Raw genomic sequence first — 12,540 nt, forward strand, 5'->3', positions numbered from 1 at the left:
AATATTTTTCGAAGCGGCCTGTTTTAAAGTCGCTTTTTTAGTACAATTAAGAGGAGGCTTTACTTGTAAATTAAAATCAAAAGCTGCATAATTTTTACTAAAATTTCAATTAGAAAGTAGGCATTGATGTGTCTGGTATTTTTATTTCTTTAGAAGGACCTGATGGTTCCGGAAAATCGACAACAGCTGCTAAGTTAGTCCCACAATTACAACAATTATCCCAAAAAGAAGTAATTTTAACTCGTGAACCTGGAGGAAGTTCAATTTCTGAGCAGATACGTCAAGTTATTTTAAATGTAGATAATACTAGTATGGATAGTCGGACAGAAGCACTTTTATATGCCGCTCAACGACGCCAACACTTAGTAGATGTCATTTTGCCAGCCTTAGCCGCTAATAAGATTGTGATTAGTGATCGTTACGTGGATAGTTCCGTAGCATATCAAGGGGCTGGACGCGAAATTGGAATGAAGCAGATTTGGGATTTAAATTTATTTGCTACTGATAATTTGTTGCCCCAGTTGACTTTATATTTTGATGTACCTCCAAAAGTTGGGTTGCAAAGGATTAATCAAGCACGGGCACAAGCTGTGGATCGTTTGGAAAAAGAGACACTTGTTTTTCATCAACGAGTGGCTGATGCTTATCAACAATTAGTGCAACAATTTCCACAAAGAATAGTAAGCATTGATGCACAACAAGATCCGACTCAAGTAAAAGATGAATGTTTGCGAATTATTAAGCAAAGGTTTAAATTAGGAGAATAATCATGAAACTAGTGATTGCGTTTGTACAAGATAAAGATTGCAATAAGCTAACGAGGGCGTTAAATAAAGCCCAATTTCGCTCAACACGTTTAGCAACCACGGGCGGGTTTTTAAAAAGCGGGAATTCGACGCTCATATTAGGGATTGAAGATGAACAAGTAGATAAAGTGTTGACTATTATTAAGGAACATTCGCATACACGTAAAGAATTTTCAACTAGTTCAATGGCAACTAATATGTTAGGTGAAATGCCTAATCATCCGATTGAAGTAGTTGTTGGTGGAGCGACTGTTTTGATTGCACCTTTAGAAAAGATGGTTCGGTTTTAATGACAGCAATTGTATCGACACAAGCACAGATTACTAAAGAACTAGCACAAACGATTGTTGCGCAGCGAGTATCACATTCTTATCTTTTTGTGGGTGCTAATCAAATTCAAACTAATGAATTAGGATTATGGTTTTGCCAGGCATTGTTTTGCCAAAATCCTCAAGCCGGTTATCCATGCCTGCAATGTGATTATTGTCGCCGGATTGCCCAACATGATTTTCCGGATGTGGTATTAGTCCAAAGCGACAAGCAAAGTATTGGTGTGGACGAAATTCGAAGTGTCAAGCTAGAAATGGGGCAAACAGGTGTAGAAAGTGCTCATCGAGCTTGTGTAATCATGGGTGCTGAGAAGTTAACAGTGGCTGCTGAAAACAGCTTGTTAAAATTTTTAGAAGAGCCTGCAGGAGCAATAACCACAATTTTATTAGCCAATTCAACCAATAATTTTTTACCGACAATTTTATCACGTGTTCAAATTATTCGACTAGCAGCTGGGCAAGATGAGCAATTAACACAAAAATTGCACAGTCAAGGTTACTCGCAGCCCGATATTGATTTAATTCATAAGGCACATTTGGAAAATTTGGTAGCTGCTGAAGATGCAGAACATTTTACTAAATTAAAAACCCAAGCGCAGTCTTGGTTCAAGTTGTTGATTACTAATCCACAACAAGCATTTATTGCAGTGGCAGCTTCTATTTTGCCCGTAATTGAAAATCGGATTCAACAACAAATTTTTTTGAGTTTGTTAGAATGGTACTTTTCTCAGTATTTACAACAGCAAGCTCAACAATCAACTTGGCACCAGAGTCGGCGGCTAGTTGAACAATTTCTACATGCACAAAAGTTATGGCAAGCCAATGTCAGTTTTGAAAATAGTTTGGAACAGCTAGCTTTAATAGCTGATTCAATTATCAAAGGAAGTTAACAATGGCACAAAAAGACTATTATGCAAAATTTGCCGCTTTGCAAGATGTGGCGCAGGATTTAACATCTGAGCTAGCGGTAATGAAAGATGATATTTCTCACGTTTTAGAAGAGAATGCGGAATTAAAAATTGAAAATGAACACTTACGCTCTCGCTTGGCGGAATTAGATGCCAAAAAAACTCCCGAATTACCTGAAGCTCGACGAACCTTAGAGAAATTATATGAACAAGGATTCCATGTTTGTACTGTATTGTATGGTGCACATCGGGAAAACAATGAAGAATGTGCTTTTTGCTTGGATGTTATTTATGGGGAGCGAAATTCAAAGTGATTGTAGAAAGACAAAGCTTTACTAACCAGCCGTTGGGGTGTTTATATTTAGTACCAACGCCAATTGGTAATTTAGACGATATGAGTATACGGGCAGTGCAGACCTTACAATCGGTGGACTTAATAGCAGCCGAAGATACTCGAAATACACAAAAATTATTAAATCACTTTCAGATTCAAACTAAGCAAATTAGCTTTCACGAGCATAATACTCAACAGCGAATTCCAGAATTATTAGAAAAGTTAAACTCAGGAATGAATATTGCTCAGGTTAGTGATGCGGGGATGCCATCAATTAGTGATCCTGGTAAAGAATTAGTTGCTGCTTGTATTCAGCGCCAAATCACAGTAATCCCCTTGCCAGGACCAAATGCGGCATTGACAGCATTAATTGCTTCAGGAATAGCACCGCAGCCGTTTTATTTTTATGGTTTTTTGCCGCGGAAGTTGAAGTTGCAACAACAAGCTTTAAGACAATTGCAACAATTGACAGCGACTTTTATCTTGTATGAATCACCTTATCGCATTCGCAAAACGATTACTACTTTAATTCAATATTTAGGGTCCGAACGCCAAGTAACTTTAGCACGTGAATTAACTAAAATCCACGAAGCTTTTTTGCGCGGGACTTTAGGTGAAGTACAAAGTTATTTAACAGAACATCAACCACGGGGTGAATATGTCATAATTGTTCAAGGTTATCAAGAAACTGAGCAAATTCAAACTATTAGTTCTCAACAACTGTTAGAGTTAATACAAAATCAGATTAATAGTGGGCAAAAGCCTAATTCTGCTATTAAGTCTATAGCTAAGCAATATCAACTGCCTCGGCAGCAAGTTTATAATTTATATCATGGATTGGATGAGAATAAATGAGCAAACAATATGTAGAAACAAAAGTAATTCCTTTTTATAGTACTAATGCTACGCAAGAAATGAATATTTCGTCCCTATTTAATGAAATGTTACTAGTGTCAGAACATCAATTACATGCAGTGGGAATTGATTCCCAGCAGATGGTTCAGCACGGAATAGGTTGGGTTGTTACAAAATATCATTTAGAAGTACAGCGTTTGCCATTAATAGATGAGCAAATTAAAATAACAACACAAGCCAATAGTTATAATAAATTTTTCTGTTATCGTACTTTTACTGTACAAGATGCTGCGGGCAATGAACTATTAACACTCATTAGCAATTGGGTAATGATGGATATCAAAGAACGGAAATTGATGCCGATAGTTCCTAAAGTAATGGAAAAAATAGATTGCGAATATTCAGAGGATGTTTGGCGTTTTCCACGTATAAAAAGAATTAAAGACGCAAAACAAAAAAAGCAATATCAAACACGATTTTTTGATATTGATGTCAATGGACATGTGAATAACGCAGTTTATTTGGATTGGATGTTAGATTCTTTGGGCAGAGATTTTTTGTTGAGTCACCAAATTAAAAGCCTAGATATTAAATATGATCGCGAAGTAGCTTATGGACAGACAGTACAAAGTTCTGTGCAGTTAGAAAATAATAGCTCTTATCATCAAATTAGTAGTGATCATAAAACTAACGCTCAAGCACAAATTGAATGGACAAAACGTAATGACTAAATTAGAGCATGGAATATGCAATAGCAACAGATCCAGCAATTCTGTCTGTTAGATAATTAGATTTGACCCTGCCATTCTTGCATAAACTTTGCTAAAAATTCCTGCATAAAAATTGTTCGTTGCTGAGCTAAATGATATCCAGCAGGTGTATTCATGGTGTCTTGGAGTTGGAATAATTTTTCATAAAAATGATTAATTGTCGTAGTAGGATGCTGACGATATTGAGAATGACTAGTTAACTGGCGAGGCTTAATCTTAGGATCATAAAGAGGCTGATTTTGTTTGCCACCATAAGCAAAAGCCCGTGCAATACCAATTGCTCCTAGAGCATCTAGACGATCAGCATCCTGTACATATTGCCCGATGAGTGGTAATTGATAGTGATAGGCCAAATTATCCGCAAAAGACATATGGGTAATAGTTGTAAGGACTTGTTCTTGTTCAGATGGAGCACATTCAGCTGTTTGAAGTAATTTGGTAACACGCTTTAATGCTTGGGGTGATGAAGTGACTATTTTTTCATCAATGGTATCGTGCAAATAACTAGCTGCAATTAAAGTGTCATTGGTAGTTGGTTGGTGATCTTTGTTCCACAAATTTTGGGCTAGATGAGCAACTCTTTGCACATGATAAAAATCATGACCACTAGTATCGGCTTTAAGTGTCTGATATGCGTATTGCTTAATTATATTTAGTTTGATAATCTTTCACCTCACAATTATTATATCAAATCAAAAGTTTGTTATAATGAATTAAGAGTATTAAAGGAGCAACTTTATGGCTGCACAAACAATTTTAGTTACTACTACCGAAAAAATTCCAGGCAAAAATTATGAAGTTATTGGCGAAGTATTTGGCTTAACCACTCAGTCTAAAAACATGATTAGTGATTTTGGAGCTGGTTTAAAAAGTGTTGTTGGTGGTGAAATTAAAGCCTATACGAAAATGTTACATGAATCTCGAGATAAGGCCATATCGCGTTTGCGCCAAGCTGCCCAAGATCAAGGCGCAGATGCTGTAGTAATGATGCGTTTTGATTCAGGTTCGATAGGCAATGACATGCAATCTGTGGTTGCCTATGGAACTGCAGTGCGTTTTATTGATGAGTTTTAAATAAGAGGAGCAAAAGATGCAAAATAACGTTGTTTGTCCAAATTGTGGTAATTATGTTGCTGCTGAGGCCACTACTTGTCCATATTGTGGTGTTGCATTAATGAACACTAACTATGGTTATTATGATAATAATCAGACACAATCAACAAATATGACTTCCAATAATTTTCCAAAGGAAACTATTCCAGATTCCACTCCAGATATAAGTCAAAATAGCACTACTCAAAATGATTACGTCTTAGAGCCGTTATCTTTAGCAGGGATGTTAACAGGCTTGCTTTCGCTAATTGTTCAATTTGGTGGACTCACAGGAGGGATTGCCATTGTTCTTTCCGCTTTAGCCTTGAATAAACGAGTTCAAAGAAAAAACAAGGCCTTAGCAATCGCGGGAATTTTATTAGGAATTATTAGTATCATTTGTTTTATTGTCGAATTAATGTATTTGAGACATACACTTGATTCAACAATGCATCTATTAAGTAGTCTGCGAGGGTTAATTCAACAATTGACCAATCATTAGACTTTGAGGTGGCAAAAGTGAATCGAATTTTACTGATTGAAGATAATGCTGATATTTTACAAGCGATGCAATTAGCATTATCTAAGTGGCAATATCAAAGTTTTGTCATCCAAGATTGGCAACAAGTAGGGATAGAATGTCAGCAAATAAATCCAGATTTAATTGTCATGGATATTACATTACCAATGTTTGATGGCTTTTATTGGACTAAGCAGATTCGCACTTTTTCACAAGTGCCGATTATTTTTGTTTCTGCAGCCCAAATGGATCCCAATGCAGTCCGGGCAATTGCTAGTGGAGCAGATGATTATTTAGTTAAACCCTTTTCGATGGATGTATTTATCTCTAAGATTCAAGCTATTTTGCGCCGAACACAACAATCTTTGCAAGAAGAGCTAACTTTTCAAAACTATCATCTTAATATGTTAACTAATGAATTACGCTACCAGCAAACAATTATTAAGTTATCCCCAACAGAAGGCTTAATTTTAAAATTATTTTTTTTGCAACCCAATCAAACTTTATCTAAAGAAGATTTACGGCAAAAAATTTGGCAAAGTGGAGAATTTATCGATGATGCAGTATTAAATGTGAATATTAGTCGTTTACGCCAAAAAATTGCACCGGTACATTTAAAAGAGCACTTGATTACGGAACGCGGTCGTGGTTATCGATTGGAGACGCAATGAGTTATTGGCAAATCGTTATTAAACAATGGCCTTTAGGTTTAGGTTATGTGCTTTTAGTCGGTTTTTTAGGTGGTATTTTTGGATTATATGATGTCTCTTGGAATATTTTAATTGATATTGTGCGTTATACTTGGTTTATTGTGGTAGCGGTAATTTTGCTGCGAGCATCTTATCAAAAACATCAAATTCAACAATTAAACCAATTACGCATTCAAAAATCTATGCCACGGCAAAATTTTAATAATCCGGTTTTACAAGCTTATAGTCAAACTTTGCATGAAGTTCAACAAGAATATCTGAACTCCCAACAGCATCTAGAGCAACAACAGTTAGAACAACAAAATTATTTGCTAACTTGGAGCCACGAAATGAAAACCCCATTGATGGCTTTAATGTCTTTGGCTGATAGTCAAACTTTAATTCCGAGTGCTCAAGTACAACAGCAAATCGTTCTAATTCAAAATAAAATCGATTTGTTGCTCAATTATGAGCGCTTAGCTGACTTCAATCATGATTTGAATTTTGAATGGGTTCAACTTCAAGCATTGGTAACACCTATTATTCAAAAATATGCCATCTTTTTTGCCAATAAACATCTACGTTTACAAAATTTTATTGGTGAAATTAAATTATTAACTGATGCTAAGTGGTTGACGGTGGTTTTGGAGCAGATAATTTTTAATGCAATTAAATATTCACAACCACAACAGCAAATTACAATCAAAGTATTGAAAAATCAGCTGCTTATTCAAGATGAGGGCATAGGTATTGCAAGTTCGGATTTGCCCAGAGTGTTTGAACCAGGATTTACAGGACACAATGGTCGTGAACAACAGATTGCAACTGGAATGGGGCTGTATATTGCTCATCAGATTTGTCAACATTTAGAAATACAATTAACAATTGCCTCGCAAAAAGGCAGAGGTACTACAGTAAAATTAACTTTTCCCCATAATCATGTGCGTTAATAACAAATTGTAAGATTCCTAACTAGACTGTAACTGTTATCTAGTTAGGAATTTTTTTATACTAGGATTAACAAAGGGGGAAGAAGAATGAGTTTATTAACTTTAAGACATATACGGCGGGCTTTTGTTAGTGGTAAAAATAATCAAATAATGGCGTTGAAAGATATTTCCATGGAAGTTGAAACGGGAGATTATGTAGCTATTATGGGAGAATCAGGCGCTGGTAAAACGACTTTATTAAACATTATCGCTACTTTAGATCAAGCTTCCAGTGGCACTATTATCCTTAATAATAAAGATTTAAGTCAGCTTTCAGAAAAGAAAGCGGCGAAGTTTCGTCGCCAACACTTAGGATTTGTTTTTCAAAATTTTAATTTATTAGATACGTTTAGTAATCAAGATAATATTTTTTTACCATTAGTTTTAGATCGGCAGCCTTTAGAAATTATGCAGCAACGATTAATACCTTTAGCTCAGCAATTAGAGATTAATGATATTTTAAATCGATATCCTTATGAAATTTCTGGTGGTCAACGACAACGAATTGCTGCTGCGCGAGCTTTAATCACTCATCCACAATTGTTATTAGCAGATGAACCTACAGGAGCTTTAGATTCGCAAAACTCACAACGGCTGCTACAAGTTTTTGACCAAATTAATCAGGCAGGTCAGACCATTTTAATGGTAACCCATAGTGCTGCCACGGCTGCCCATTCTCGAAGGACCTTATTTATCAAAGACGGCATTATTTATCATGAATTGTTTCGAGGAAAACAAAGTGAAGCAGACTATTTGCGTAATATTAATAATAGCTTATCAGCTTTAATGACTACTGGAGGTGAATAGGATGATTCATTATCGATTAGCTTGGAGCAGCTTGAAGCGAAATAAACAACAATATGGATTATTTGTTTTTGCGAGTGCTATCTTAGTTGCTTTGAATTTTATTTTTCTAGCTCTTATAGCAAACACTTCATTGAAAAATGCTAATGGTGGCAATTATATTGTAATTTATATTTACGCTTTGTTTTAATGTTATCAGTGATTTTTATGTTTTATGTGGATAGTTTTATTATGAAACAACGCAATCAAGAACTAGGATTGTTTAATATTTTGGGCTTAACTCGTTCAGATTTACGACTCATTATCATAATTGAAGATATTCTTTTATATTTAGGCACTATAATCTTGGGTTTATTGATGGGAGTAAGCTTTTTAAAATTAGCTTTTCTTTCGCTACAAAAATTAATGCAAACACAAAATTTGCATGAGCAATTTTCTAGACAACCGTTTTTGCAAGTGATTGGTATTTTTGCTCTCTTCTTTATATTAATTTTAATTTACAATTTATTTCGTTTACGTAAAGTTAAGCCAATTGATTTATGGGGTCAAGCAGCACAAGGTGAGCGCCAACCAAAGAATCATTGGATATTAGCAATATTAGGCGTATTGACTTTGGCGGCTGGATATTTCATTGCAGTGACTGTCAAGCCTAGAATAACAAGTTTTACGCAATTTACACTGGCTGTCATTTTAGTGGTAATTGGCACATATTTTGTCTTTATTGCTGCTAGTATTAGCATGTTACAATTTTTAAAAAATCGAAAACAATTTTATTATCAACCTAATCATTTTATTTCGATTTCGGGGATGTTTAATCGAATGAAACAAAATGGTGCTGGTCTGGCTTCTATTTGTTTATTGTGCACGACAATATTGGTTACAATGATTGCTACTATTAGCATTTATCAAGGTGGTCAAGATGTTTTAAATTCATGGAATCCTTATGATATTATGATGACTACTAAACAACCTTTAACAGTTCAAAATCAACAAACGATTAAGAGCTTAGCTAAGACTAATCAAATTCGGCTTGGACAGCAGCAACAAATGGCAATGACTGAACCGACAATGGGGAATCTAACTAAACAGAAATTTCAAAAAACGGATCTGAGTACTAGTACTTGCACTTTATCAACACTCACAATTAAAGACTACAATCGGATTCAACACCAACATGTGCGTTTAAAGGCCAATGAATTATTAATCGTTAGTTCTAATAATAGTTATCAAGCCTCGAAAATTTTAATTAAGGGACATCAATATCAGATAAGACCTGTTTCTTCATTCAAGTTATACTTTAATTATGAACGGACAATTTTAAAGCCGATTTTTATTATTGCTGCAAATCAAAAAATTGCGCAACAAATTAATCCACAACCTTGGATTTTTGTTAATGGAATCAATATTACAGGTCAGCATCAAAAACAATTTGTGCAACAATTACAAAGCACTTTTAAGTTAGATGAGAGTTTTAGTTCGCGCTCACAATTGAAAGAAAGTTTTAATAATCTATTTGGTGGTTTTCTCTTTTTAAGCATTATTGCTTGTATATCGATGCTATTAGTCACAGTACTAATGATTTATTATAAACAAGTCGCTGAAGGTTATGCAGATCGTGAACGTTTTCAAACTATGCAGCAAGTGGGATTAAGTAAGCAAGAAACTCGGCAGGCGATTCATAGTCAAGTTTTGCTAGTGTTCATGTTACCGATTATTGGTGCAACGGTAAATATTGCCTTTGCCCTGCCAGCTATCAGTAGTATTTTAAAACAACTAAGTTTGTATAATGATCAATTAGTTATTTATGTTGCACTGTCGACTTTAGGAATTATGTTATTAGCCTACTTGGCTATTTATGGCTTAACCACTAAAGTATATGAGCGTTTAGTTCATGCTTACTAATTGCTCAAAATTAAAGAATTAAACTCAGCAGGGATTGCTAGAGAGTAATTCTTTTTTATTTACAAAGATTTGCTTATTATATCCAGATTACTTGTTTATTAAAATAGCTAGTTGATTTGATTATTTATATTAATAATTTGACTCTCAGATAATTTAGTTCGGAATCGGATGATTACTTTTTTTAACATAATTAGCATACTGAGAATCTTTGTTAGGAAAATTAAGAACAGTGGCTTATCCTATCTATATAGGAGGTGCGGTAATGATTTTTGGTCAACGTTTACAGAAAAAACGGCAATCATTACATTTAACTCAAGTTGAAGTGGCTCAGCAATTGCATGTTAGTCAACAAACTATTTCTAGTTGGGAGCAGGGCAAAAGTTATCCCGATATTGATAGTTTAATTAAGTTGAGCGATTTTTATCAAATTTCTTTAGATGTTTTGCTTAAAGAAGATGTCGGAGTGAAAGAATCAATCAAAAAGAATGAAGTTTTCCATTTTTTAAAACCATTATTATATAGTATGTTATTGCTTAACTTATTTTTGCTAGTAATCTTAATTTTACATCTTTATCAACATGAATATCTTATGACGATTTATTTGATTTTGACAATTGTTTTAATTGTTAATTCAGTAAGTCTTATTTATCTCGCAGCTTTTATTAAAGATAAAATCCGCAAAAAGGCAAACTCCACTCATAAAAAACAACTATTACTAGTAATTGCTTGCTGGGGTGGTTTAGTAGTAATGTTTTTATTTTTAAAATCTTATTTATATGCAGGTATTTCTACTGGGATTGCGCTTGGCGTCATATTAGTTGAGTATTTGCAACAACGATATTTTTGAACTGTAAATATTATAGCGGATATTCAGGTGTACAACTTTGGAGCAATGCAAGCTCTAGATAAAGTTAGATTTACCATCCATATCAGACAAATGGCTGTTATATTATTAAAATTTATTAGAGTGTAATGTTGCCAACTGGTGATACGAGTTTGGGCAAAAGCTTAAACACAAGGCATCAGGCGATATTTGAAGCGACCATCAGAGGTCGCTTTTTAATTATTTTGAAATTTATTCTCAATTAATGCTAAGATGATTGTTAGACATTATTTATCAAAGGAAGTTTTATTTGTTATGGCAGATGATATACAAGCAACACCAAGGCATTTATCCCAAAAGCATCATATGACCATCCATTGGAAAGATTCGATTGCTGATGATAATATTTGTGCGACTAAAGCTAGTCTAAATGAACGCGCTGGTGTAGTTGGCAGAGTAGGAATCATGTTACTGTCTTGTGGTACAGGGGCTTGGCGAGTGCGCGATGCAATGAATGTTGTTGCACGAGCTTTAAATTTAACCTGTTCTGCAGAAGTAGGTTTATTAACTATTTCTTATACTTGTTTTAGCCAAAATTTAAGTCATTCGCAAATTTTAACTTTACCTAAAAGTGGTGTAAATACTGATAAGTTAGGACGAATGGAGTCTTTTGTACGTAATTTTGCTCAAGAATGTACGCATTTAACTATTCGCCAAATTCATATTAAGTTAGATAAAATCCAAAAACGTCCCGGTAACTATAATACATTACAAGCAGCCTTAGCCGCTGCGGTAGCTTGTAGTGCTTTCGTGTTTTTGCTAGGCGGCGGTTTAGTGGAAATGTTTTGCTGTTTTGTTGGTGCGGGCATTGGCAACTGGGTCCGCAAAGAAATGACCAATCACAGTATTACAATGTTAGCTGATATTTCTGTGAGTGTAGCAGTAGCCTGTTTGGCATATTTAGCATGTTTTAAATGTTTAGAATTATTTTTTGGCATTTCCTTACAACATGAAGCTGGTTACATCGGGGCAATGTTATTTGTGATTCCGGGTTTTCCTTTTATTACTAGTATGTTGGACATGTCCAAACTAGACATGAAATCAGGTCTGGAACGCTTAGCTTATGCGTTAACAATTATTGTTACAGCAACTTTAGTAGGCTGGATAGTTGCTTTAACTGTCCATTTACGGCCCAAAAATTTCTTACCTTTGAATTTGAGTCCCATGTTGATGTTATTTTTACGATTAATAGCCAGTTTTTTTGGCGTTTATGGTTTTTCAATTATGTTTAATAGTCCACGGAAAATGGCTTTTTGGGCAGGCATTTTAGGAGCATTAGGTAATACTTTGCGTTTAGAATTGGTTGATTTGACTCATATTCCAGCTGGTACAGCAGCCTTTGCAGGCGCCTTTTTAGCGGGAATTTTGGCTTCCTTAGTAAACAAAAAACATGGATATCCGCGCATTTCTTTGACAGTACCAGCAATTGTAATTATGATTCCTGGATTATATATTTATCGCGGAGTTTATAATATTGGCATTAATTCCATTGGAGTTGGTGCTTTATGGTTATCAAAAGCTGCAATGATTATTATGTTTATTCCATTAGGTTTGTTTGTTGCACGTGTGTTATTAGATAAGAAATGGCGTTATTGCGATTAGAAGTGTTTAAAGGCACTTCTTTTTTATTATGTAGACCATAAAATTGCTACATAAATA

Annotated in this window: 16 protein-coding genes; 15 read left to right on the forward strand and 1 reads right to left on the reverse strand. The window is 34.8% G+C overall.

Annotation, left to right across the window (positions count from 1 at the left end; genetic code table 11):
• The first annotated feature begins 128 nt into the window (after positions 1–128).
• From tmk to DS830_RS00960, 6 genes are read left to right on the forward strand one after another with little or no spacing between them, the layout of a single operon-like run.
• Entirely contained in the window at positions 129–767 is a 639-nt protein-coding gene (gene tmk / locus DS830_RS00935; RefSeq protein ID WP_118899363.1) for a dTMP kinase, read from the forward strand.
• A 2-nt stretch (positions 768–769) separates the two neighbouring features.
• Positions 770–1,096: a cyclic-di-AMP receptor gene (locus DS830_RS00940; RefSeq protein ID WP_118907938.1), complete on the forward strand. Its 327-nt coding sequence runs from the start codon at positions 770–772 to the stop codon at positions 1,094–1,096.
• Positions 1,096–2,025: a hypothetical protein gene (locus tag DS830_RS00945; protein WP_118907939.1), complete on the forward strand. Its 930-nt coding sequence runs from the start codon at positions 1,096–1,098 to the stop codon at positions 2,023–2,025. Before DS830_RS00940 ends, DS830_RS00945 begins: the two co-directional genes overlap by 1 nt.
• Positions 2,026–2,027: 2 nt before the next feature.
• A complete protein-coding gene (locus DS830_RS00950; protein ID WP_118899357.1) occupies positions 2,028–2,357 on the forward strand; it encodes a DNA replication initiation control protein YabA in 330 nt (109 codons plus the stop codon).
• Positions 2,357–3,232: a 16S rRNA (cytidine(1402)-2'-O)-methyltransferase gene (rsmI, locus tag DS830_RS00955; protein WP_240366839.1), complete on the forward strand. Its 876-nt coding sequence runs from the start codon at positions 2,357–2,359 to the stop codon at positions 3,230–3,232. Before DS830_RS00950 ends, rsmI begins: the two co-directional genes overlap by 1 nt.
• Positions 3,229–3,963, forward strand: coding sequence for an acyl-[acyl-carrier-protein] thioesterase (locus tag DS830_RS00960; protein ID WP_118907941.1), 735 nt, complete (start codon positions 3,229–3,231; stop codon positions 3,961–3,963). Before rsmI ends, DS830_RS00960 begins: the two co-directional genes overlap by 4 nt.
• Before the next feature lie 56 nt (positions 3,964–4,019).
• Here the strand turns inward: DS830_RS00960 and DS830_RS00965 are convergent, their stop codons facing one another.
• Positions 4,020–4,664: an HD domain-containing protein gene (locus DS830_RS00965; RefSeq protein WP_118907942.1), complete on the reverse strand. Its 645-nt coding sequence runs from the start codon at positions 4,662–4,664 to the stop codon at positions 4,020–4,022.
• Between the two features lie 76 nt (positions 4,665–4,740).
• Between DS830_RS00965 and DS830_RS00970 the strand changes: the two genes are divergently transcribed.
• The 9 genes from DS830_RS00970 to DS830_RS01010 all read left to right on the forward strand — a co-directional run bounded on the left by DS830_RS00970 (position 4,741) and on the right by DS830_RS01010 (position 12,483).
• Positions 4,741–5,076 carry a heavy metal-binding domain-containing protein gene (locus DS830_RS00970; protein ID WP_118899352.1) on the forward strand — a complete coding sequence of 112 codons (336 nt, stop codon included), beginning with the start codon at positions 4,741–4,743 and terminating at the stop codon, positions 5,074–5,076.
• A 16-nt stretch (positions 5,077–5,092) separates the two neighbouring features.
• Positions 5,093–5,596 (forward strand): zinc ribbon domain-containing protein, encoded by a 504-nt coding sequence (locus tag DS830_RS00975; RefSeq protein ID WP_118907943.1) that lies wholly within the window; start codon positions 5,093–5,095, stop codon positions 5,594–5,596.
• Positions 5,597–5,613: 17 nt separating this feature from the next.
• Complete coding sequence (locus DS830_RS00980) at positions 5,614–6,285, forward strand: response regulator transcription factor (protein WP_118907944.1); 672 nt, start codon at positions 5,614–5,616, stop codon at positions 6,283–6,285.
• Positions 6,282–7,253, forward strand: coding sequence for an ATP-binding protein (locus DS830_RS00985; RefSeq protein WP_118907945.1), 972 nt, complete (start codon positions 6,282–6,284; stop codon positions 7,251–7,253). Before DS830_RS00980 ends, DS830_RS00985 begins: the two co-directional genes overlap by 4 nt.
• Before the next feature lie 87 nt (positions 7,254–7,340).
• On the forward strand, positions 7,341–8,099 hold the full coding sequence (locus DS830_RS00990; protein WP_118907946.1) for an ABC transporter ATP-binding protein: 759 nt from the start codon (positions 7,341–7,343) through the stop codon (positions 8,097–8,099).
• A gap of 1 nt (position 8,100) precedes the next feature.
• Positions 8,101–8,286, forward strand: a complete 186-nt coding sequence (locus DS830_RS00995) for a hypothetical protein (protein ID WP_118907947.1) — start codon at positions 8,101–8,103, stop codon at positions 8,284–8,286.
• Between the two features lie 41 nt (positions 8,287–8,327).
• The gene (locus tag DS830_RS01000; RefSeq protein WP_162887466.1) at positions 8,328–9,998 is read left to right on the forward strand and encodes an FtsX-like permease family protein; all 1,671 of its coding nucleotides are present in this window, start codon (positions 8,328–8,330) and stop codon (positions 9,996–9,998) included.
• A 262-nt stretch (positions 9,999–10,260) separates the two neighbouring features.
• Positions 10,261–10,845: a helix-turn-helix domain-containing protein gene (locus DS830_RS01005; RefSeq protein WP_118907949.1), complete on the forward strand. Its 585-nt coding sequence runs from the start codon at positions 10,261–10,263 to the stop codon at positions 10,843–10,845.
• 291 nt (positions 10,846–11,136) lie between these two features.
• On the forward strand, positions 11,137–12,483 hold the full coding sequence (locus DS830_RS01010; protein ID WP_118907950.1) for a threonine/serine exporter family protein: 1,347 nt from the start codon (positions 11,137–11,139) through the stop codon (positions 12,481–12,483).
• Positions 12,484–12,540: the final 57 nt, after the last annotated feature.

Origin of the sequence: Bombilactobacillus bombi (genome assembly GCF_003522965.1) — a bacterium.
Classification (GTDB): Bacteria; Bacillota; Bacilli; order Lactobacillales; family Lactobacillaceae; genus Bombilactobacillus; species Bombilactobacillus bombi.